The sequence below is a fragment of the Gracilibacillus oryzae genome, assembly GCF_009498735.1.
GTDB lineage: Bacteria > Bacillota > Bacilli > Bacillales > Amphibacillaceae > Gracilibacillus > Gracilibacillus oryzae.
On sequence record NZ_ML762426.1, the window covers coordinates 73,907 to 95,424 of the forward strand.

Annotated in this window: 19 protein-coding genes and 1 pseudogene; 19 read left to right on the forward strand and 1 reads right to left on the reverse strand. The window is 37.6% G+C overall.

Annotation, left to right across the window (positions count from 1 at the left end; all coding sequences use genetic code 11):
- The 4 genes and pseudogenes from F9U64_RS22855 to F9U64_RS05690 all read left to right on the forward strand — a co-directional run.
- A pseudogene (locus tag F9U64_RS22855) lies at positions 1-201 on the forward strand (acetyl-CoA carboxylase carboxyl transferase subunit alpha); the annotation flags it as partial.
- 397 nt (positions 202-598) lie between these two features.
- A complete protein-coding gene (gene pfkA / locus F9U64_RS05680; protein ID WP_153402048.1) occupies positions 599-1,558 on the forward strand; it encodes a 6-phosphofructokinase in 960 nt (319 codons plus the stop codon).
- Positions 1,559-1,616: 58 nt separating this feature from the next.
- Entirely contained in the window at positions 1,617-3,380 is a 1,764-nt protein-coding gene (pyk, locus tag F9U64_RS05685; protein WP_153402049.1) for a pyruvate kinase, read from the forward strand.
- A 190-nt stretch (positions 3,381-3,570) separates the two neighbouring features.
- On the forward strand, positions 3,571-3,963 hold the full coding sequence (locus F9U64_RS05690; protein WP_153402050.1) for an FxsA family protein: 393 nt from the start codon (positions 3,571-3,573) through the stop codon (positions 3,961-3,963).
- On the opposite strand, the gene ytvI is transcribed toward F9U64_RS05690, so the two are convergent.
- On the reverse strand, positions 3,944-5,071 hold the full coding sequence (gene ytvI, locus F9U64_RS05695; RefSeq protein WP_153402051.1) for a sporulation integral membrane protein YtvI: 1,128 nt from the start codon (positions 5,069-5,071) through the stop codon (positions 3,944-3,946). The two genes, F9U64_RS05690 and ytvI, sit on opposite strands and share 20 nt — an antisense overlap.
- A 292-nt stretch (positions 5,072-5,363) precedes the next feature.
- Between ytvI and citZ the strand changes: the two genes are divergently transcribed.
- The 15 genes from citZ to dnaI all read left to right on the forward strand — a co-directional run bounded on the left by citZ (position 5,364) and on the right by dnaI (position 21,428).
- A complete protein-coding gene (gene citZ / locus F9U64_RS05700) occupies positions 5,364-6,479 on the forward strand; it encodes a citrate synthase (RefSeq protein WP_153402052.1) in 1,116 nt (371 codons plus the stop codon).
- A 108-nt stretch (positions 6,480-6,587) separates the two neighbouring features.
- Positions 6,588-7,853: an NADP-dependent isocitrate dehydrogenase gene (gene icd, locus F9U64_RS05705; protein ID WP_153402053.1), complete on the forward strand. Its 1,266-nt coding sequence runs from the start codon at positions 6,588-6,590 to the stop codon at positions 7,851-7,853.
- A gap of 283 nt (positions 7,854-8,136) precedes the next feature.
- Positions 8,137-8,832: a response regulator transcription factor gene (locus F9U64_RS05710; RefSeq protein WP_153402054.1), complete on the forward strand. Its 696-nt coding sequence runs from the start codon at positions 8,137-8,139 to the stop codon at positions 8,830-8,832.
- Positions 8,832-10,211: a two-component system histidine kinase PnpS gene (pnpS, locus tag F9U64_RS05715; protein WP_153402055.1), complete on the forward strand. Its 1,380-nt coding sequence runs from the start codon at positions 8,832-8,834 to the stop codon at positions 10,209-10,211. The genes F9U64_RS05710 and pnpS overlap by 1 nt, the downstream gene beginning before the upstream one ends.
- A 138-nt stretch (positions 10,212-10,349) precedes the next feature.
- A complete protein-coding gene (gene hflK / locus F9U64_RS05720; RefSeq protein ID WP_194287290.1) occupies positions 10,350-11,333 on the forward strand; it encodes an FtsH protease activity modulator HflK in 984 nt (327 codons plus the stop codon).
- Positions 11,320-12,258 carry a protease modulator HflC gene (gene hflC, locus F9U64_RS05725; protein ID WP_194287291.1) on the forward strand — a complete coding sequence of 313 codons (939 nt, stop codon included), beginning with the start codon at positions 11,320-11,322 and terminating at the stop codon, positions 12,256-12,258. Before hflK ends, hflC begins: the two co-directional genes overlap by 14 nt.
- 247 nt (positions 12,259-12,505) lie before the next feature.
- Positions 12,506-15,151: a DNA polymerase I gene (gene polA / locus F9U64_RS05730; RefSeq protein ID WP_153402057.1), complete on the forward strand. Its 2,646-nt coding sequence runs from the start codon at positions 12,506-12,508 to the stop codon at positions 15,149-15,151.
- A gap of 18 nt (positions 15,152-15,169) precedes the next feature.
- Positions 15,170-15,994: a DNA-formamidopyrimidine glycosylase gene (mutM, locus tag F9U64_RS05735; protein WP_153402058.1), complete on the forward strand. Its 825-nt coding sequence runs from the start codon at positions 15,170-15,172 to the stop codon at positions 15,992-15,994.
- A gap of 62 nt (positions 15,995-16,056) precedes the next feature.
- The gene (locus tag F9U64_RS05740; protein WP_153402059.1) at positions 16,057-16,668 is read left to right on the forward strand and encodes a manganese efflux pump; all 612 of its coding nucleotides are present in this window, start codon (positions 16,057-16,059) and stop codon (positions 16,666-16,668) included.
- A 16-nt stretch (positions 16,669-16,684) separates the two neighbouring features.
- Positions 16,685-17,293 carry a dephospho-CoA kinase gene (gene coaE / locus F9U64_RS05745; RefSeq protein WP_153402060.1) on the forward strand — a complete coding sequence of 203 codons (609 nt, stop codon included), beginning with the start codon at positions 16,685-16,687 and terminating at the stop codon, positions 17,291-17,293.
- Between the two features lie 284 nt (positions 17,294-17,577).
- Entirely contained in the window at positions 17,578-17,943 is a 366-nt protein-coding gene (gene speD, locus F9U64_RS05750; RefSeq protein WP_153402061.1) for an adenosylmethionine decarboxylase, read from the forward strand.
- Between the two features lie 285 nt (positions 17,944-18,228).
- Positions 18,229-18,618: a cytosolic protein gene (locus F9U64_RS05755; protein ID WP_153402062.1), complete on the forward strand. Its 390-nt coding sequence runs from the start codon at positions 18,229-18,231 to the stop codon at positions 18,616-18,618.
- A gap of 18 nt (positions 18,619-18,636) precedes the next feature.
- Positions 18,637-19,104, forward strand: coding sequence for a transcriptional regulator NrdR (gene nrdR / locus F9U64_RS05760; protein WP_153402063.1), 468 nt, complete (start codon positions 18,637-18,639; stop codon positions 19,102-19,104).
- Positions 19,105-19,116: 12 nt separating this feature from the next.
- Positions 19,117-20,481 (forward strand): replication initiation and membrane attachment family protein, encoded by a 1,365-nt coding sequence (locus tag F9U64_RS05765; protein ID WP_153402064.1) that lies wholly within the window; start codon positions 19,117-19,119, stop codon positions 20,479-20,481.
- A gap of 14 nt (positions 20,482-20,495) precedes the next feature.
- Complete coding sequence (dnaI, locus tag F9U64_RS05770) at positions 20,496-21,428, forward strand: primosomal protein DnaI (RefSeq protein ID WP_153402065.1); 933 nt, start codon at positions 20,496-20,498, stop codon at positions 21,426-21,428.
- Positions 21,429-21,518 lie beyond the last annotated feature (90 nt).

Consider the following 21,518-nt stretch of genomic DNA (forward strand, 5'->3'; position numbering starts at 1 on the left):
AAATTAGGTGTCATTGATGAAGTGATTCAAGAGCCCTTAGGTGGTGCTCATCGCAGTATCGATAAGCAAGCTGAAAACATCCGCACAGTGTTAACAAGTTCCTTAGAACAATTACTAACACTTGATTCATCTAGTTTGCTTGATCAGCGCTGGTTAAAATATAAAAAAATCGGGGAAATTAATGAGTACGTGCAAGCATAAGGGAAAGCATCTTCTATCTATATGCTAGAAGGTGCTTTTTCCTGTGAATAAAACTTAATTTACGATAAAATATTATTTTTATCGCTGTGCTTTACGTTTGTAATAACCCGTTACAAGTTTAAAGCAATGCAAGAAGCAATGTTTGGAATAACAGTCTCTAACTGATACTTCTCCCCCCTGTTAAGTTTCATTCATGACCAACTGGGACAAAATCCCCCATTGATCATGGTTTCACTTTTATGCATTGTTTCAGTGAATTAAACAAATTATAAAGGTAAAACGTGAGTTTAATTAGCATTTCATGTATAATCATAGATGAAGTGAACTTGTTTAAAATGCAAGTAAATTGGGGAGAAATGTATAGGGACATTTTTTATTATGAATAAGAGGTGACACGATGAAAAAAATCGGCGTTTTAACAAGTGGCGGAGATGCACCAGGAATGAATGCAGCTGTTCGTGCAGTAGTTCGTAAAGCGATTTACCATGAGTTGGAAGTATATGGTGTATACAACGGCTATGAAGGTCTGATGGAAGGTAATATCAAAAAGATGGAACTTGGTTCGGTTGGGGATATTATTCAACGCGGTGGAACAGTCCTTTATTCAGCAAGATCCGAAGAGTTTAAAACAGATGAGGGCCAGCAAAAGGCAATCGAACAGATGAAGAAAATTGGATTAGAAGGGCTGATTGTTATAGGTGGCGATGGGTCATTTCGCGGTGCAGCCAAATTAACAGAAAAAGGTTTCCCGTGTATCGGAGTACCGGGTACTATCGATAACGATATTCCGGGAACTGATTACACGATCGGTTTCGATACAGCCTTAAATACTATTGTTGATGCTGTGGATAAAATTCGTGATACTGCCACATCGCATGAGCGTACATATGTTATTGAGGTTATGGGACGAGATGCTGGTGATTTAGCACTTTGGGCTGGTCTTGCAAATGGTGCGGAAAGTGTCATAATTCCTGAAAAACAAGAAAGCTTTGAAAGTGTTGTTGCCAAATTGGAACGTGGACAGGAACGTGGTAAGAAGCATAGTATTATTATCCTGGCAGAAGGTGTCGGCAACGGAGTGGAGTACGGGAAAAAGATTGAGGAAGAAACGAAAATGGAAACTCGTGTGACTGTGCTTGGACATATTCAGCGTGGCGGATCTCCATCAGGTTATGACCGTGTATTGGCGAGTCGTCTTGGAGCTAAGGCAGTGGACTTACTGATGGAAGGTGTTGGCGGCCGTATGGTTGGTGTACAAAACAACCTTGTGGTAGATCATGATATCATCGAAATCTTAAATACAAAACACAAAGTAAATATGAACATGTATGAGTTATCTAATCAATTATCAATTTAGCTTCTGGCTAGATTGATAAATAATACATATTTTGCAACAAACTGAAGGAGGAAGAAAGATGAGAAGAACAAAGATAGTATGTACAATTGGGCCTGCATCAGAAGCAATAGATAAACTGGAACAGTTGATGGAAGCAGGTATGAATGTAGCAAGATTAAATTTTTCCCATGGAGATTTTGAGGAACATGGTGCAAGAATTGAGAATATTCGTAAAGCATCGAAGAAATTAGGAAAAACTGTTGCGATTCTTTTAGATACAAAAGGGCCAGAAATCAGAACAGGTGTATTAAAAGAAGGAAAAGCAGATATCGTGAGAGGAAACACTGTATATGTGTCTATGGATGAATCCCTTGAAGGCGATGCAGAACGAATCAGTGTAACATATCCTCAATTGATCCATGATGTGGAACCAGGATCAAAACTGTTACTAGATGATGGATTAATTGCATTGGAAGTACAGGAAATTCTTAAAGATAAAAATGAAATTAAGACAGTTGCACTTAATTCTGGTTTATTAAAGAATAAAAAAGGTGTAAACGTACCAAACGTTAGTGTAAACTTACCTGGTATTACAGAAAAAGACGCAGCAGATATTAAATTCGGTATTGAGCAGGGTGTGGATTTTATTGCTGCTTCTTTCGTGCGTCGTGCTTCTGATGTACTGGAAATCCGCGGATTATTAGAAGATAATAATGCAACACATATTCAAATTATTCCTAAAATTGAAAATCAAGAAGGTGTCGATAATCTTGACGCAATTCTTCAAGTAAGTGATGGTTTAATGGTAGCACGTGGGGATTTAGGTGTAGAGATTCCACCAGAAGATGTTCCATTAGTGCAAAAAGAAATGATTCAAAAATGTAATAATGCAGGCAAGCCTGTTATTACAGCAACACAAATGTTAGATTCAATGCAGCGCAATCCTCGCCCTACAAGAGCAGAAGCTTCTGATGTTGCGAATGCCATTTTCGACGGAACAGATGCGATTATGCTTTCAGGTGAGACTGCTGCAGGGGATTATCCGATCGAAGCAGTAAGTACAATGAGCAATATTGCGAAAAAAGCTGAAACTGCTATTAATCATAAAAATGTATTAGATGCCCGTTCAAAAGGGACAGATATGACAATTACTGATGCGATCAGTCAGTCAGTTAATCATTCAGCAATGAATTTAAATGCTGATGCCATTTTAACACCAACTGTTAGTGGATATACTGCAAGAAACATCTCGAAATATCGCCCTGAAGCTCCGATTATTGCGATGACATTTGATGAACAAGTTAGCAGAAGACTTGCCCTTGTATGGGGTGTGGAGTCTATTGTTGGCAACTTGCTGCACACAACAGATGATGTATTAGAAGAAGCGATAGAAAGAGGACTGGAAACAGGACACTTTAAACGTGGAGATCGTGTCATTATTACTGCAGGTGTACCAGTAGGAGAAAGTGGTACAACAAACTTAATGAAAATCCATGTGATTGGTGATGTACTCGCAAAAGGCCAAGGTGTTGGTAAAGGTAGTGCATATGGACGAGCAGTCGTTGTTAAAGATGCAGAAGAAGCAAAGTTAAAAGTAAAACAAGATGACATTATTATCACATATGGTACAGACAAAGAGATGATGCCTGCAATCGAAAAAGCAGCAGGACTAATTACAGAAGAAGGCGGCTTAACATCTCATGCAGCTGTTGTAGGTTTAAGCTTAGGAATTCCTGTTATAGTCGGAGTAGAGAAAGCACTTGAACTTATTCAGGATGGTCAGGATATTACGATTGATGCCCATAAAGGGGACATCTACGCAGGACACGCAAGCGTACTTTAATCAATAGACATGTTATAATAGAGAAACAGGGCATATTAGTCTTGTTTCTCTATTTTCTTTTACAAAGACTTACTTTATGCTCCAAATGAGCTGATGTAGTAGTCGCAGTATTTACAGTCACACTCATAATCGGCTGATTATGTTATCTTAAAATAATTTGGTAATGGAAAGAAGAAAGGATGCATGAGATATGTTTCGTTGGATCTTCCTGGCTATATTAATTATGCCTGCATTAGAAATCGGTGTGTTTATCTGGGCTGGTGGTCATATCGGTCCGTGGTGGATCGTATTGCTTATTATCCTGACTGGAATTTTCGGTGCATGGTTAGCAAAACAGCAAGGTTTGGAAACTGTCCGAAAAGCACAGCAAGCAATGCAGATGGGCTATTCACCTCAAGAAGAAATCTTTGATGGCATCTGTATATTAATTGGCGGGATTCTCCTGTTAACACCGGGCTTTATCACAGACACGATCGGATTTCTGTTATTAATTCCGAAGACAAGACAGCCATTAAAATTAATGATAAAGAAACAGCTTCAGAAAATGATGAATAATGGACGGTTTACGATTTACCGCCGTTAACCTCTCCTGTTTTTATAAAATGACGGATAGTTGAAAACAATTTTGCCTGGTGAGCTGCTTTCCCAAGGAAAAGAGTAAGCGGTCCTGCCCACAATCCATTGATTCCAAACAACTGGAATCCAAGGTATACAGCTAAGATCGTTAATAACGGGTGGATGCCAATTGCATCTGATATAAGCTTCGGTTCCAGGATTTGCCGCTGTATGATGATTAACAGATATAGTCCAATTAAGAAATATGCCAGTAAACTATTGCCGCTGATCAGCAAGTATAATGACCATGGAATAAACACAACTCCCGTTCCTAAAATTGGCAGCAGGTCTAAAGCTGATATAATCACAGAAATCGTAAATGCATGTTCGATTTTCAGCAGCATTAACCCTATTAATATTGTGATAAAAGATATACTGACAAGTAAAAACTGGGCTTTTGCGTATTTAAGTAAGGTGATTTTCAACTGATCATAAATCTGGAAAGGGACCAGATATATGGTGTTTGTAATATGCGTTTTCATCCAGTGATTGAATTTCGGCCAGTCTTTGCAGATGAAGAAAGTGCACAATAATGAGAATATAATAATCGTCATAGTGCCAGGTAATGCAGCTAATTGATCCCCGATGGACCTGAGCAGATTTTCTAAAAAGTTAGCAAACTGGTCAGCAAAGCTTATGCTGATTTCCTCTAGCTGCTCTTTCATTAAAGCATTTTGTTCAGGAGTTAAATTATCGATATAAATATTTAATTTATCTAATAGCGGCAGTAACCAGCTATTGACTTTTTCAGTAATATCGATCAGGAAGTTGTGGAATGGGCCAGGCAGCCATTTAGCTAAATAAACAATCCCATCAATAATTTCAAAAAGAATAAAGGCAAACAGTAAGATTATGGAACAGATAGTCAGTAAAAGAACAATGACACATGCTAACGTATGGGAAAAATGAAAGGTTTTCGCAACAAACTGTATCATTGGATAAAGGACAATGGAAAAAAAACATGCCAAAAGAAATGGAAACAGAAATTGAACAGATGATAAGAATAAAAATATAGAAATGACAAGAATCAATAACAAAAGCATGGACCTGAAGACAATACTTTTTTGAATATTCATTGTATAAACCCTCTCATGAATGACACCTGGATATTTTTCAAAAACGATGAAATTATGTTAAGATAGAAAATAAATAGACAGCTCTTTACGAAAGATACATAATTGATATATATGCAACTTATGCACATGTTAGTACAAGCTATGCAATTGGAAAGATTATATGCTTAAATTTAATCGTTTTCATTTACTAACTAATTTTCTTTGTTTATAATAAAGCATGGGGATGTTCAAAAGCATAAGCTTTTGAGGATAAGATATAATTGAAATTGGATATGAAAAGGAGAGAGATGTTATGTCAACAACGAAAGGACTTGAAGGGGTAGTTGCAGCCGAAACAAAGATTAGTTCGATTATTGATGATCAACTTACATATGTTGGTTATTCAATTGATGACCTTGCTGAGAATGCTAGTTTCGAAGAAGTAGTTTTTTTACTTTGGAATAAACGTTTTCCTAACAAGGAAGAACTGGCGCAATTGGAACAGGACCTGTTTAACAATATGGCTATTCCATCTGGAATCATTGATCACTTTAAGTCATATGAAATACATAAAGTACATCCAATGGGGGCATTACGTACAGCGATTTCACTACTGGGTCTTTATGATGAAGAAGCTGATGACATGACGGAAGAAGCGAACAAGCGAAAGGCCATCCGGCTGCAGGCGAAAGTTGCTTCAGTCGTTACAGCGTTCTCTCGTGTCCGTGATGGGAAAGATCCCATTCAGCCAAAAGAAGGCTTAAGTTATGCAGCAAACTTCTTATACATGCTTAATGGTAAAGTACCATCAGAATTAGAAGAAGAAGCAATAAACAAAGCATTAGTTCTTCATGCAGACCACGAATTAAATGCATCTACTTTCACTTCTCGTGTATGTGTTGCCACATTATCTGATATGTATTCCGGTATTACAGCAGCAATCGGTGCATTAAAAGGACCATTACATGGTGGTGCGAATGAAGCAGTAATGGAAATGCTGCTTGAAATTGGCGAAGTAGAAAATGCGCTTCCATATGTGAAAGAAAAAATGGCAAATAAAGAAAAAATTATGGGTATGGGCCACCGTGTGTATAAATCTGGTGATCCACGTGCCAAGCATTTAAAGAAAATGTCGAAAGAATTAACAGCACTTCATGGAATGGAAAAGTGGTATGAAATGTCTGTGAAGATTGAAGAATTTATAAAAACGGAAAAAGGATTACCTGCAAATGTTGATTTTTATTCAGCATCTGTATACCATACGTTGGGGATCAAACATGATCTTTACACACCAATCTTCGCAATGAGCCGTTTCTCTGGCTGGATTGCTCATATTTTAGAACAGTATGAGAACAACCGATTAATCCGACCTCGTGCAGAATATGTTGGTCCGCAAAATCAAAAATATGTTGACATTAATGAGCGCTAACTCAATGTGAAAATATTGGCGGATCATTAGAGTTTTCACTTCTGATTCGTCTAGTTTTTCTATACATGCTATAATAATATTGAATTTTATTTTAGGAGGAATTGAAGAATGGGAGAAAAAATTACTGTAGAAAATGGTAAGGTACAAACACCAAATAAACCAGTTATTCCATTTATTGAAGGGGACGGAATTGGACCGGATATCTGGGCAGCAGCCAGCCGTGTAATGGAAGCTGCTGTAGAGAAAGCCTACAATGGAGAAAAAGGTATCGAATGGAAAGAAGTACTAGCTGGTGAAAAAGCATACAATCAAACTGGTGAATGGCTTCCGGAAGAAACACTAGATGTTATCCGTGAATATAAAATCGCAATCAAAGGTCCTTTAACTACTCCAATTGGTGGCGGTATCCGTTCATTAAACGTTGCATTACGCCAAAAATTAGATCTATTTACATGTCTTCGTCCGGTAAGATGGTTTGAAGGTGTTCCATCACCTGTAAAACATCCTGAAGATACAGATATGGTTATTTTCCGTGAAAACACTGAAGATATCTATGCTGGTATTGAATGGCAAAAAGGTTCTGATGAAGTGAAAAAAGTAATCGACTTCTTACAAAATGAAATGGGTGTAAAAAATATCCGTTTCCCTGAAACTTCTGGTCTTGGTGTAAAACCTGTATCTGAAGAAGGAACAAGCCGTCTAGTTCGCGCAGCAATTGACTATGCGATCAAGGAAGGACGTAAGAGTGTTACTTTAGTACATAAGGGTAACATTATGAAATTTACAGAAGGTGCTTTCAAAAACTGGGGTTATGAATTAGCTGAAAAAGAATATGGCGATAAAGTATTCACATGGGCTGAATATGACAAAATTGTGGAAGAAAAAGGCCGCGATGCAGCAAATGAAGCACAATCTCAAGCAGAAGCTGCTGGGAAGATCATCGTAAAAGATGCGATTGCGGACATTTTCTTACAGCAGATTCTTACTCGTCCGAAAGAGTTTGATGTTGTAGCAACAATGAACTTAAATGGTGACTATATTTCTGATGCGTTAGCAGCACAAGTTGGAGGTATCGGTATTGCACCAGGTGCCAACATTAACTATGAATCAGGACATGCAATTTTTGAAGCTACTCATGGTACAGCTCCGAAATATGCTGGACTTGATAAAGTTAACCCGTCCTCTGTAATTCTTTCTGGTGTTCTTATGCTTGAACACCTTGGCTGGAGAGAAGCAGCTGACTTAATTACAAAATCAATGGATAAAACAATTGGTTCAAAAGTAGTAACATATGATTTTGCTCGTCTAATGGATGGCGCAACAGAAGTAAAAACTTCAGAATTTGCTGATGAATTAATTAAAAATATGGGTTAATAGGAAAAAGCCTCCTTATGGGGGCTTTTTTATTATGGAAGATTTTTACCCAATTCGCTTATTTGATTGATTTTTAATCGCAGAACTAAGCAGCCTGCTAAGTTTCTCTAATAATCAGTAAGTTATAGAACGACTTGATCAAAGTCTTACTATATTAAGTGAAAATTAAGAATTGTAAAGAAAAATTAACAGTAAATTTGTTTTTTTACTGTTATAATCTATTCACATTCATTGCTGGTCAATGTATGATAAGAGTAATATAGATAGTAGATGGGGTGCTTGAATGGAAGAGAAAGTCTTAATCGTCGACGATGAGCAATCTATTGTTACACTTTTACAATATAATATTGAGAAATCAGGCTTTCAAACAGAAGTAGCTTATGATGGTCTCGAAGGATTGGATAAGGCTTCTACAGGGGAATTTGATTTAATTGTGCTCGATTTAATGCTTCCGGGAATGGAAGGTACAGATGTGTGTAAAGCGTTAAGACAGAAACAAATTGACACACCAATATTGATGTTAACAGCAAAAGATGACGAATTTGATAAAGTACTTGGATTAGAGCTGGGTGCTGACGATTATTTAACAAAACCGTTTAGTCCAAAGGAAGTTGTTGCCCGTATTAAGGCAATCTTACGTCGGACAAGACAAAGAGACACTCCGTCAGACCAGCCTTTCATTAAAATATCTGATTTAATAATCTATCCACAGCAGTATGAAGCAACGATCAATGGTGAAACATTAAGTTTTACTAGAAAAGAATTTGAATTACTGCATTACCTTGCGAAACATAAAGGGAAAGTATTATCAAGAGATCAGTTATTGAGTGCTGTATGGAACTATGATTTTGTTGGTGATACAAGGATAGTTGATGTCCATGTCAGTCATTTGCGTGAGAAGATTGAGCCGGATACAAAACATCCTGTGTATATTAAAACTATCCGCGGACTTGGGTACAAAATGGAGGAACCATCTTAATGGGAGATGGTGAGAGAGGTAATTTATTTCTACGATATGTTGTCATGATGACTGCTGTATTTATTTTGATCGGTGTTGTGGTTGTACCGTTTACAGCTGGTGATGACCGGTTTTTTGTTATTATAGCTTTAGCAATAGGTTACATTATCGTCTTAGTGTTGTTATATCACTTGTTTGAAAATTATGTTAAGCCAATTAGAGCTTCCATAAATGTAACCAATGAATTAGTGAAGGGCAATTATAATGTTCGTACATATGTCAAACCTGCTGGTGAAGCTCAGCAGTTAAGTTCGTTAATTAATCAGTTGGCTCGTAATCTTCAGGAAATGTATATCCAGGAAAAGATGCAAGGCAGTCAGTGGAAAACTGTGATTAATAACATGGAAAGTGGTTTAATGTTAATAGACGAACGTGGCTATGTCCATCTTGTTAATCGTAAGTTTCTGCAAATGTTTGGTGAGGACTCAGTTCATTATATTGGTTACCTTTATTATGATGTTTTAGCGCAAAAAAGCATTCATCGAGTTGTTCAGGAAACATTCTTATATGAAGAAAAAATGACAGGTGCTATCACTCGTATGATGGATGGCCAGAAACATCACATCGAAGTTGTAGGGGCACCGGTATTTAATGATGTAAAAGAATTAAAAGGTGCGGTACTTGTATTTCATGACATCACCGAATTAAAACGTGTAGAGCAAATGCGTAAAGATTTTGTGGCAAATGTCTCTCATGAATTAAAAACACCGATAACTTCTATTAGAGGGTTTTCGGAAACTTTGCTTGATGGAGCAATGGAAGATGAACAGTTATGCAAACAATTTATTGATATTATATTAAAAGAGAGTACAAGGTTACAGGCTTTAGTCCAGGACTTACTGGAGTTATCGAAATTGGAAAAAGAAGAATTGCAATTAACAAGAAAGTTAATTCATGTGGATGAATTTATAAAGGGTATTACAACATTAGTGGAACAGCAGGCAAGCACGAAGTCCATTACACTGGACGTCAAGCTGGAGGAAGGGATTACGTTCTATGGTGATCCAGACAGATTGCAGCAAGTCGTCCTTAATCTCTTGTATAATGGGATAAATTATACACTTGAAAACGGGCGGATTTCGTTAGATATCAGTACAGACAAAAACCTTGTGTTAATTAAAGTATCAGATTCAGGAATTGGTATCCCTGAAGAATCTATTCACCGTATTTTTGAACGTTTTTATCGTGTGGATCGTGCAAGAAGCCGAAACACCGGAGGTACAGGCTTAGGCTTAGCGATTGTCAAACACATTGTAGAAGCACATAAAGGAAAGATCGAAGTGGAGAGTGAAGTTAACAAAGGCTCTACTTTCACTGTCAAACTTCCAAAAGAGTGGTAGGATAACTCCTGCCGCTTTTTTTGTATTCTATGCTCTTTCTTTTCTTGAGAGAAATTTACTATTCGATAATATGAAACCTTTTGCCTACACCTTCCGTATATATAGAAGAATTATATATTTACTGAGGGGGAAATGGGGATGACGTTAAAGCAAATCTACAGTTGGATTGGGATAGGGATTGCCGCTATATTGCTTGGAGTGGTTGCACTTACAAGCTGGTATACGGTTGACGAATCTGACCAGGCCGTTGTCATAACATTTGGGAAAGCCGAAGAAGGAATTACAGAACCTGGCCTGCATTTTAAACTGCCATGGCCAATCCAGTCTGTGGAAACCTTATCAAAGGAGACATTCAGTTTGAACTTTGGTTATGATAAAGAAAATGCTGAAAATGCAGATGTTGTCCGAATGATTACGGGTGATGAAAATATTTTACAAGCTGACCTGGTAGTACAATGGAAAATTATTGAACCAGCACAATATTTATTTAATGCAGATGATCCTGAACAAATATTATATAATGCTACATCTGCTTCATTAAGAAGCATAATTGGTTCATCTACAGTTGATGAAGCTTTGACTGATGGAAAAGCAGAAATTGAGAATCAAGTATTGGATCTATTAGTTTCTGTGATGGAAGACTATGAAGTTGGAATTGCCATTCAAGATGTGAAGTTACAGGAAGTAGATCTGCCAAATGAAGAAGTACGTCAAGCGTTTATGAAAGTAACGGATGCTCGGGAAACGATGAACACCAAGGAGAATGAAGCAGATAAATATCGAAATGAAATTATTGAAGAAGCACAAGGGGAAAAAGACGCAATAATATCTCGAGCAGAAGGTGACAAGGTTGAACGAATTGAGATCGCACGCGGGAATGTAGCTGGATTTAACGCTTTGTATAATGCTTATCAAAGCAACCCGGATGTCACACGTCAACGACTCGTACTGGAAACGTTAGACGAAGTTTTACCTGGAGCAAATATGTACATTATGAATGATGATGGGAATACCATAAAGTATTTACCTTTAGGACCAAATGGCTCTGCCACAACAATTCCGTCAGGAGAGGAGAATACGGAAGACGGCAGTGAGGGGGAGACAGCGAATGACAACCAATAATACAAATAATGTATATGAAATGAAGAAAATGTCACCAAAAGAAATTAAACGATATGTCAAAATTGGTTTATCGCTTTTATTAGTAGTCATTATAGCGATTTTATTTATAAGCAGTATGTTTGTCGTAAAAGAAGGCGAGTATAAAGTTATCCGTCAATTTGGGGAAGTAGTTCGAATAGAAAGTGAACCTGGTCTTAATTTTCGGATTCCTTTACTTCAATCGATTACTACACTGCCAAATAAGAAACTAGTCTATGATGTAAATGAACGAGAAATAAATACATTGGATAAGAAACGGATTATTATCGATAATTACGCGATTTGGGAAATCACGGACCCCGCCTTAATGATTGCAAATGCCCGAACAGAAATGGGAGCGGAGGCAAGAATGGGAGAGTTTATTTTCTCTGTCATCCGTTCAGAGTTAGGGTCAATGAATTATGAGGAAATTATTAATGATGAGGGAAGTACAAGAGGCGATATCAATCAGCGAATAACGGAAAGTGTAAATTCATTACTATCGCGTGATGAATATGGAATACAAGTGGATGATGTACGAATTAAACGTACAGATTTACCGGAAGAAAATGAACAATCGATATTCAATCGGATGATTTCAGAGCGTGAGTCACAAGCACAACGTTATCTGTCTCAAGGGGAGGCAAAGAAGAAACGGATCATTGCCCAAGCAGATCGAGAGGTTACCGAAATGCTGTCAAAAGCTAATGCTGAAGCGGAACAAATTCGTGCAGAAGGAGAATTACAGGCAGCAGAACTTTATAATAATTCTTTCTCACAAGATACAGAATTTTACCAGCTGTATCGCACACTAGAATCTTATAAAAAGACGATTGATGGAGAAACCACGATCATTATTCCACAAGGATCACCATATGCAGATGTCTTGTTAGGATATTTTGAATAATTAGTCAAGGTCTCACTTCCGCCTGGAGGTGAGGCCATTTTTTTATCCATTAGGATAAACTCTATGACGTAGAGTTTATCGTCGCCATAGTAATTTTGAAATGCCGCGTATAAGAATAACTGGCACATCGCAAAAGGCCGTTCGTGCGATTAGGAGTTTTTTTAATAGCATTTCCTATAACATGATAATGGAAGGGAATAATGTTAAAATAAGAAAAGATCAGTACTGGAAAAGGAGACTTTAAACTATGTCCAATAAATTAATCTTAATTGATGGAAATAGCAGTGCTTATCGCGCGTTCTTTGAATTGCCATTGCTTAATAATGATAAAGGTGTTTATACCAATGCAGTATACGGATTCACCACAATGCTTTTAAGAATATTAGAAGAAGAAAAACCGACACATCTGCTAGTAGCATTTGATGCAGGTAAAACCACTTTCCGTCATGAAACTTACAAAGAATATAAAGGTGGCAGAGAAAAAACGCCATCAGAACTAAGTGAACAGTTCCCGTTGTTAAGAGAACTGCTTGATGCTTTCCAAATTAAACATTATCAATTAGCCAATTATGAAGCGGATGATATTATCGGAACAATTTCGAATCAAGCGAAAACAGAGAACTGGCAAGTAAAAGTAATCTCAGGTGATAAAGACTTGCTGCAGCTTGTTTCAGAGCATGTGGATGTGAGCCTAACCAAAAAAGGGATTAGTGATGTGATGACATACACGCCTAAAACACTCGAAGAGGAGATGGAAATCTCTCCAGATCAAGTGATTGATCTTAAGGCACTTATGGGAGATAAATCGGACAATATTCCAGGAGTGCCAGGTGTGGGTCAGAAAACAGCCGTGAAATTATTAAAGCAATATAATACATTAGAAAATTTATACGAACATCTTGATGAAGTTTCCGGTAAAAAGCTGAAAGAGAATCTGACCAATTATAAAGAAGATGCCTTTATGAGTAAGGAGCTTGTTACGATTAATCAATCCTCTCCTTTGGAAATTGAGTTAGGAGATATCGAGTACAAAGGTTATGAGCCATCAACTGTACGTCCATTTTTTACAGAGCTCGGCTTTCAATCGTTAATTGGAAGGATTCAAGGGGAAGAGAGTACTGCTGATGGGGAAACATCTGTGCCAATCGCGGAAATTGAATATACAAAAGTAGAGGAAATAACAGAAGAAATATTTACTGGACAGGATGCCTTTGATATCGAAATTTTGGATGAGAGCTACCATACGGAAAAGATGGTTGGTGCATCGATTATTAATCAGAACGGAAATTTCTTTGTGCCGATTGAGCTGCTGGAAAGTTCGGATCTTTTCAGACAATGGGCAGAAGATGAGTCAAAGCAAAAATATGTATTTGATGCAAAGAAAATAACTGTACTATTAAACAGATTGGATATTGCCATAAGAGGAATTCAATTTGATTTATTGTTAGCATCTTATTTAATCAATCCATCAGAGAACAATCATGACATTCCAGCAATTAGTCACAGGTTTGGTAAGTCAGACGTTAAGCTTGATGAAGAAGTTTACGGAAAAGGTGCGAAAAAAGGCTTGCCGGATGATCAAGAAAAGTATGAAGAGCATATTGTCAGAAAAACCTCGATGATTTATTTGCTGAGAGAGCAAATGGAGGATGCCCTAAAAGAGAACAAGCAATATGATTTATTAATGGATTTAGAATTACCGTTAGCATTAGTTTTAGGTGAAATGGAAGCAACTGGTGTAAAGGTTGATAAACAGCGTCTGCAGGATATGGGCAAAGAATTGACTGAGCGGTTGCAAGTATTGGAGGCAGACATCCATGAATTAGCCGGTGAAACATTTAATGTCAATTCACCGAAACAGCTAGGTCCAATCTTATTTGAGAAGTTAGAACTGCCTGCTGTAAAGAAAACAAAGACAGGTTATTCCACATCTGCTGAAGTGCTAGAACAGTTAGCAGGCAAACATCCTATTATTGAGAAGTTACTGTTATATCGCCAATTGAAAAAGCTTGATTCTACTTACATTGCAGGACTTTTGCGTGTGATTCATAAGGATTCGGAAAAAATCCATACCCGTTTCAATCAGGCATTAACACAAACAGGACGACTCAGCTCGATTGATCCTAATCTGCAAAACATACCAATAAGAATTGAGGAGGGGCGTAAAATCAGACAAGCATTTGTTCCATCAGAACAAGGCTGGAAGATCTTCGCTGCTGACTATTCCCAAATTGAGTTAAGAGTATTGGCACATATTGCAAAGGACGAAAAGTTACAGGCTGCCTTTAAAAATGATAAAGATATTCATACACAGACAGCAATGGATGTTTTTCATGTAAAAGAGGATGAAGTAACAAGCAATATGCGCCGCCAGGCAAAGGCAGTAAACTTCGGAATTGTTTATGGAATCAGTGATTATGGTTTGTCCCAAAGTCTTGGTATCACAAGGAAAGAGGCAAAGAAGTTTATTGAAAGGTATTTAGAAAGTTATCCAGCTGTCAGAGATTATATGAAGGATATTGTCCAGGAAGCTAAACAAGATGGCTTTGTGACGACGATCATGAACCGGAGACGTTACTTACCAGATATTACAAGCAGAAACTTTAATGTGCGGAGTTTCGCTGAACGGACGGCAATGAACACACCAATTCAGGGTAGTGCTGCAGATATTATTAAATTAGCGATGATTGAACTGGACAGAAGATTAAAGGAAGAAAAATTCCAGGCAAAACTATTACTGCAAGTGCATGATGAATTGATATTAGAAGTGCCGGAAGAAGAATTAGAAAGTATCGAAAAACTAGTAACAGATGTAATGGAGCATGCGGTCGAGTTAACTGTACCGTTAAAAGTAGACGCATCTTATGGCGAAACATGGTATGATGCGAAATAACAGTTAGGAGCAGAAGAAATGCCAGAGTTACCAGAAGTAGAAACAGTAAGACAGACATTAAGGCAGCTTGTAATTGGAAAAACAGTGGAGAGTGTTGCGGTTTACTGGCCGAAGATTATTCAACTGCCTGATGATATTGAACAATTTAAACAATTCTTGCAAGGACAGACCATTTCTGAAATACGCAGAAAGGGAAAGTTTCTGTTATTTGATCTCACAGATTATGTGATGGTCTCCCATTTGCGGATGGAAGGAAAATATGGTGTCCATCCAAAAACGGAGGATGTAGAAAACCATACCCATGTCGTTTTTTCGTTCACAGATGGTTCGGAATTAAGATATCGGGATGTACGGAAATTCGGGACCATGCATTTGTTCGAGAAAGGGATGGAATTGACAGGCAAGCCACTGATACAATTAGCAAAAGATCCGCTTGAGTCTGATTTCCCGGTTGAGTTTTTTAAAGAAAAAGTGAAGAAAAGTACACGGGTGATCAAGAATATACTATTAGATCAGACAGTGATCGCAGGGCTTGGTAACATCTACGTTGATGAAACACTATTTCTAGCAGGTGTCCATCCATTAACAAAAGGAACAGAGTTGTCTGATGTAAAATTAGAACAAATTTTACAAGCAGCAAAAGTAACACTTGAAAAGGCCGTTGCACAAGGAGGCACAACGATCCGTTCTTATGTGAATTCACAGGGTCAGATTGGTATGTTCCAACAAGAATTAAATGTATACAGTCAGACGAATAAGCCTTGTAAAAAATGCGGCAGCCCGATCGAAAAAATAAAAGTAAGCGGCAGAGGAACACACTTCTGCCCGACCTGCCAAGGATAGCTGCACCGAAAGACTTCATGCTCCATATACTACAGATATCAATCTGTAGAGGAGCATGAACGGTGATAACTCTATTCCTTGTAGCAATCGCAATTAGTATGGACAGTTTCTTTATTGCCTTTACGTATGGACTGAAGAAAATGGGCTTGTCCATTTGGCAGATGGTTAAAATTGCTGTCATTGTTGGCGCAGTTTTTTCCATTTCTTTAACTGTCGGTGCGATAATTGTGAAACATCTCTCGGAAAGTCAGGCAGAGATCATAGCTGGTGCGATTTTAGTTATTTTGGGAACAGCATTTCTTTTGTCCCATGCCAAATTACAAGTGAAACCACTCTCTATATGGAAAAACCTTTTCTTTTTCTTTGATATTTTAAAGAAACCGCTGAAAGCTGATATTGACCAATCAGGAAAAATTAACGGCTTGGAAGTGTACATTTTAGGAATTGCGCTGTCATTGGATTCATTCGGTGCTGGTGTAGCCATTTCTATGCTGAATGTCCCCATCGAATTAGCAGCCTCATTGGTAGCGTTGATTACCTTTCTATTCCTGATGCTCGGAATTCAGACAGGAAAATATTTTGCCGGGTTCAAAAAGGTGGAGCGGTTAAATTTTATCCCTGGGTGTATATTAATTGTAATCGGAATATCCAAAATTGTTCTGGCACCTTTATAAATATGGTGGTGAAATCGTGATTGTAGGATTAACAGGAAATATCGCAAGTGGAAAAAGTACTGTCAGCAACATGCTGGCAGAAAATTATCATTTTCCTGTCATTGATGCAGATGTCGTCTCACGACAAGTGGTAGAACCTGGTGAGCCGGCACTTGCAGCAATTGCAGAAATTTTTGGACAAGAGATTCTGCAGGAAGATGGCAGTTTAAACAGGGCAAAACTTGGACAAATTGTGTTTGCAGATGATGTGATGCGGGAACAGCTTAATAAGATCGTTCATCCAGCGGTTAGAGAGCGAATGCAGCAGGAAAAAGAACAACTGTTAGCAGAAGGAAATAAAGTAATCGTGATGGATATTCCGCTATTATTTGAAAATAATCTGACATATTTAGTAGATAAAACAATCGTTGTTTTTACCGAAGAATCCATTCAGCTTAAACGATTAATGGAACGAAATCACTTATCAGAAATAGAAGCAAGACAACGTATGAATGCCCAAATGGATGCTGATAAGAAAAAAAGACTAGCAGATGAAATTGTAGACAACAGTGGAACAATGGATTCTTCCAGACAGCAGCTTGGTGCTATTTTGGCTAAATGGGGATTAAAAAATGAAACAAGGTAAAAATAATGGATGGCTGGTGTAGCGGCATTTATTAGCGGATTGAAAGTTTTCTTGTAAAATCTCGGCAAAATTGCTTGTCAAATTGTCCAAAACTAGATATAATCTTTTTGCATATCTTTTATAGGCAGCTTAGTGTAAATATGGTAAGCTTGTCTAAAGGTCTTTTGGATAAATGCATTAAAATGAAGACTTAAAGGGTTAGGACCTCTTTGGACTAACTTTCCCCCGTGGTCGTTCATGCATCGCCTTCAAAAGAACTTACGAAATTAAGGGGGAATAAATAAATGGATACAATGGGAAGACATGTTATTGCGGAATTATGGGAATGTAATCTTGACATATTGAATGATATGGAACGGTTAGAAAAGACGTTCGTCAATTCAGCCTTAAAAGCGGGTGCTGAAGTGAGAGAGGTAGCTTTTCATAAATTCGCTCCATTTGGTGTTAGTGGTGTTGTCATTATTTCGGAATCACATTTAACAATTCACAGCTTTCCGGAACATGGCTATGCTAGTATTGATGTGTACACATGTGGCGATATTATTGATCCACATGTTGCTGTGCAGTTTATCCAAGACGAATTAGAAGCGAAAACAACTGAAAAGATCGAAGTACCAAGAGGTATGGGTGCCGTTCAGATAAAAAAATAATAGCACAGTAAATACAGAAATGAAGCGCTAATCCATTGGAATAGCGCTTAGTTTTATGATGATAATGAAATGCAAATATATGAAAACTCTTACGACATAACTGTAAGAGTTTTTGTTTTCTAATGTAATGAACAGGGGCCAGAGACCTTTAGTTTCAAGTATCTTTTCGTTTTTTTATTTTCAACCATAATATCTCAGGTTTATTTATAGTCTTTCGTCGTCTTCTACATGAAAACGTGTTAAAATAGGAATAACTATAAATACATAATGAGGTGTGATTGATAAATGTCATTTCGTAATACGTTAAATAAGAACTTTAATAATCACTCAGAAACAAGAGATAAACATTGGGATCCCGCGTTACAGACACATTATTTTAAAACAACAAAGGATAAAGCATTTGATAAGTTAGAACCATTTTTCCGCAATATGAAGGAATGTGAAATTATTGGCGTGTCCAGAGACCATGGGGAAATGAGTTTTAATTATAAAGCAGGTCGAAAAGTTTTCGTCATTATGACAATCATAATGGTCAAACCATACCGTACTGCCATTGATATTTCAGCAACAACCGAGTCTGCTGTTCCATTTGATTTTGGATACAGCCATAAATTAATCCCGAAATTATATGATAAAATTAAACAGGAATTAGATTTTGTCGGGACGACAGAATAAAAGTTAGGATGATCTACTGTGCGATGTCCGCATTGTCATTATAAAAATACAAAAGTTTTAGATTCAAGGCCAATTGAAGAAGGACGTTCCATCCGTCGCCGCAGAGAGTGTGAGTCCTGTCAATTCCGCTTTACTACATTTGAACGAATCGAAGAAGTTCCTTTAATTGTTGTGAAAAAAGAGGGGACAAGAGAAGAATTCAGCCGTGATAAATTGATGCGCGGCTTAATTCGGGCTTGTGAGAAACGGCCTGTAGCTTTAGAGCAGATTGAAAATATTGCTATCGATATTGAAAAGGAATTACGCAACGGAGGGAATTCCGAGATCCAAAGTAACGATATCGGGGAAATGGTGATGGATCGCCTTGTGCATGTTGATGAAGTTGCGTATGTCCGATTTGCCTCAGTATATCGCCAGTTTAAAGACATAAATGTATTCTTGGATGAATTAAAAGACTTGATTCGATCAGACAAAGATAAGCAGTAAGGAGCGAGCGAGATGAGTCTAGGAGACCTGGGAAAGATATTACCGTCAGAATGCTATATTGTTGAGTTGTCTCGTGATGTACCTAGTTCTTTTACGAGTGTTTTAACACATTTATACCAGCCGTTGATTGGCATTGACGCCCTGTGTTTATATCAAACATTGCATACAGAATCCATGCTCTTTTTCTCATCATCCAATTATCAGACACACCACATGCTCATGAATTATATTGGGCTGCCTTTAGACCGGATTTATCGGGCGCGAAGAAAATTGGAAGCAATTGGTCTGTTAAGAACGTATGAATATAATCAGTCAGAGGACCGAGTTTTTCGTTATCTGCTAAACCCGCCCTTATCTCCATCATCTTTTTTCAAAAATGACTTTATTAGTCAGCTGCTTCTTCATGAAATAGGTCAGGATAAGTTCGATAAACTGCACAATGCTTTTGTGAAGAAAAAGGAAGCAGATGACCAGCATCTTGTCGAGACAACAGCTGGGTTTAAAGAGGTGTTTCAAGTAAAAGAAAATACCGGAGAAACTGATCTTGCTAAAATGGAACAAGATGATGAGGTTGATATTTTTGTTGGAAAGACGCTTGATTTTGAATGGATTGGTCAGTTGCTCGAACAGCGGATGTTACCCAAAGTGGGTATCTTAACAACTTCTAACAAAAAACTTATCCAGCAAATGGCCGGGTTATATAATCTGACAAACCAGGAAATAGAGAAGGCGCTGCTTTGGGCAATTGCGGATGATCACCAATTTAATCGGCAGGAATTTAAAGAGGCTTGCTTTGATTTTGCTAAATCATCCAATCAAAAGGTGTCATTAAAAGTTGTGGAAGACCGGGAGAAAATCGCTGCACCAGAAACGGCTGATACGCAAAAATCAAAAGAGGAACAATTTATTGATATGCTTGAACATATTTCACCGAAAGAACTTCTGCAGGACTTGACAGACGGTGCAACAGCATCAAATCAGGATCTGAAAGTAATCAGTGAAGTGATGACACAACAAGGCTTGAATCCAAGTGTGATGAACGTGTTGATTCATTATGTTATGCTGAAAACAGATATGAAGCTGACAAAAAGCTATCTGGAGAAAATAGCCAGTCATTGGGCCCGTAAAAATGTGAAAACAGTAAGGCAGGCAATGACACTTGCGAAATCCGAAAATAAAAAATATCAGCAATGGACAACGCAAAAGCGGACAAGCTATTCAAAGAATCAGAAAGATATTATTCCTGACTGGTATAAAAAACAGAAAGAGGAACAAAACCAAAAGCAGAACAAGGAATCAGATGAAGAAAAGCAGAAGAAGGCGAAAGAAGCAGATGATATGCTTGCAGAATATTTAAGCCAACATGCGAATGATTAGTAAGGATGATAGAGATGGAACCAATTCAATCCGCAATGAAAAAATGGATGAATTCAAATAAAAAAATAGAAGAGACATATCAGGCGATTAGTGAAGAGATACTGAAAGACCCGCAAATTCAGGCATTGTTAAGTGAACACATTGAGCTTGAGAAGGAAGACATTAATCGAAATCTCATGAAATTATATGAATATCATAACGCTTCTAAGGATTGCAGAAATTGTCCGAATTTAGCGGGTTGTATTAATATTCTCAAGGGTTATACACCACACATTGACTTAGATGGAAAAGAGATTTCCCTGCGGTATGAACGATGCTCCAATAAAGTTCAGGAAGACATGATCAAAGAAAAAGAGTCACTTGTCCAAAGTTTACACATGCCCAAGCAAATCCGAACGGCTGAACTAACAGAGCTGAGAACAAATTCTTATGAGAGAAAGACAGTCGTTACAGAAGTAATCGATTTTGTTAAAAACTATTCGCGTGACAATTTCCGCAAAGGATTATTTATTCATGGGCCATTTGGAACAGGGAAATCATATATTCTCGGTGTCGTCGCAAATGAACTAAAAAAGCGGAATATCAGGGTAGCGATGATTTATATGCCAGAATTTGTCCGTGTAATGAAATCATCTATCCAGGATGATTCCTTACAGTCGAAAATGGATCATTTTAAAAACGTGGATGTACTAATGTTTGATGATATTGGTGCAGAAACCATTTCTTCATGGTTTCGTGATGAAGTACTTGGTGCGATTTTACAATATCGTATGACAGAAGAACTGCCAGTCTTTTTTACATCAAACTTTAATTTAGATCAGCTGGAAAAACACTTATCAACATCTAATCGAGGAGATGTAGAAACAATTAAAGCTGGACGGATCGTAGAAAGAATCAGACAATTGAGCAAGCCGCTTGAGCTTGAAGAAAGACATAGAGAAGACTAGGATAACTGCATCTTTTTATGAGATGTGGTTATTTTTTAACTTTTTCACCCATATAATATACCAGTTTGATGCTGATGAGGGTGATGAGAA

Coding starts and splice junctions, on each gene's coding strand:
- pfkA (WP_153402048.1), top strand. CDS start 599: ATGAAAAAAATCGGCGTTTTAACAAGTGGCGGAGATGCACCAGGAATG.
- pyk (WP_153402049.1), top strand. CDS start 1,617: ATGAGAAGAACAAAGATAGTATGTACAATTGGGCCTGCATCAGAAGCA.
- F9U64_RS05690 (WP_153402050.1), top strand. CDS start 3,571: ATGTTTCGTTGGATCTTCCTGGCTATATTAATTATGCCTGCATTAGAA.
- ytvI (WP_153402051.1), bottom strand. CDS start 5,071: ATGAATATTCAAAAAAGTATTGTCTTCAGGTCCATGCTTTTGTTATTG.
- citZ (WP_153402052.1), top strand. CDS start 5,364: ATGTCAACAACGAAAGGACTTGAAGGGGTAGTTGCAGCCGAAACAAAG.
- icd (WP_153402053.1), top strand. CDS start 6,588: ATGGGAGAAAAAATTACTGTAGAAAATGGTAAGGTACAAACACCAAAT.
- F9U64_RS05710 (WP_153402054.1), top strand. CDS start 8,137: ATGGAAGAGAAAGTCTTAATCGTCGACGATGAGCAATCTATTGTTACA.
- pnpS (WP_153402055.1), top strand. CDS start 8,832: ATGGGAGATGGTGAGAGAGGTAATTTATTTCTACGATATGTTGTCATG.
- hflK (WP_194287290.1), top strand. CDS start 10,350: ATGACGTTAAAGCAAATCTACAGTTGGATTGGGATAGGGATTGCCGCT.
- hflC (WP_194287291.1), top strand. CDS start 11,320: ATGACAACCAATAATACAAATAATGTATATGAAATGAAGAAAATGTCA.
- polA (WP_153402057.1), top strand. CDS start 12,506: ATGTCCAATAAATTAATCTTAATTGATGGAAATAGCAGTGCTTATCGC.
- mutM (WP_153402058.1), top strand. CDS start 15,170: ATGCCAGAGTTACCAGAAGTAGAAACAGTAAGACAGACATTAAGGCAG.
- speD (WP_153402061.1), top strand. CDS start 17,578: ATGGATACAATGGGAAGACATGTTATTGCGGAATTATGGGAATGTAAT.
- F9U64_RS05755 (WP_153402062.1), top strand. CDS start 18,229: ATGTCATTTCGTAATACGTTAAATAAGAACTTTAATAATCACTCAGAA.
- F9U64_RS05765 (WP_153402064.1), top strand. CDS start 19,117: ATGAGTCTAGGAGACCTGGGAAAGATATTACCGTCAGAATGCTATATT.
- dnaI (WP_153402065.1), top strand. CDS start 20,496: ATGGAACCAATTCAATCCGCAATGAAAAAATGGATGAATTCAAATAAA.